Source organism: Amycolatopsis sp. GM8, assembly GCF_021653975.1.
Classification (GTDB): Bacteria; Actinomycetota; Actinomycetes; order Mycobacteriales; family Pseudonocardiaceae; genus Amycolatopsis_E.
This window is the reverse complement of sequence record NZ_JAJKFK010000022.1, coordinates 1-771: the sequence shown is the minus strand read 5'-3', so window position 1 is coordinate 771 and position 771 is coordinate 1. Positions and strand designations below refer to the sequence as shown.

Genomic DNA, 771 nt, shown 5'->3' with positions numbered 1-771 from the left:
TCAGGGGGTGAGGGTTCCGGTGAGCATGGTGGTGCCGCGGGTGCGGAGTAGTTGGGTGAGGACGCGTTCGTTGGTGCCGAAGCATTCTTCGCGGCAGTGTTCGAGGGCTTGGGTGTAGTTGTGGGTTTCGATGGCGGTGATGATGGCGTCGTGGGTGGGTTGCATGCCGACGGAGGAGAAGGTGGTGAGGCCGAGGTGGAAGATGCGGGTGGAGTCGTCCATGACGCGTTCGAGGGCGTCGGCGGTGCGTCGGCCGCCGGCGAGGCGGGCGATCGCGACGTGGAAGTCCTGGTTGCGGCGGATCAGTTCGCGGGCGCCGACCGTGGCGTCGCCGGTGAGGCGGGACAACTCGCGTAACGGTTCCAGGTCAGTGGTTTCGATGCGTTCACACGCGAGGCGCAGTACCCCGCTTTCGATCACGAACCGCAGGTCGCAGATCTCGGCGATGTCGGCCACGGTCAGCGGGGCGACCCGGTAGCCACGCCCTTTGACCACCTCGACCAGACCGTCCTGACACAACCGTCCCAGCGCGTCACGCACCGGCGTCGGGCTCACCTCGAGTTCCTTGGCGACCAGGCTCTCGGTCAGGCTCACCCCCGGGGCCAGCTCCAGGGTCAGGATCCGGCCACGCAGGTTCTCATACACAACCGTCCACCGCGCCGCGGCAGTCCTGGACACAAGCGACTCCTCTCCCCACCACACTTACACTACAGTGACCACTATAGTGATGCTGGCCTCACACACCAACACCGGAGACACCATGCCAACCGA

1 protein-coding gene is annotated in these 771 nt (G+C 65.6%); it reads right to left on the bottom strand.

Annotation, left to right across the window (positions count from 1 at the left end; genetic code table 11):
- Positions 1 to 678 carry a GntR family transcriptional regulator gene (locus LOZ83_RS39650; protein WP_236797092.1) on the bottom strand — a complete coding sequence of 226 codons (678 nt, stop codon included), beginning with the start codon at positions 676 to 678 and terminating at the stop codon, positions 1 to 3.
- Between the last annotated feature and the right edge of the window lie 93 nt (positions 679 to 771).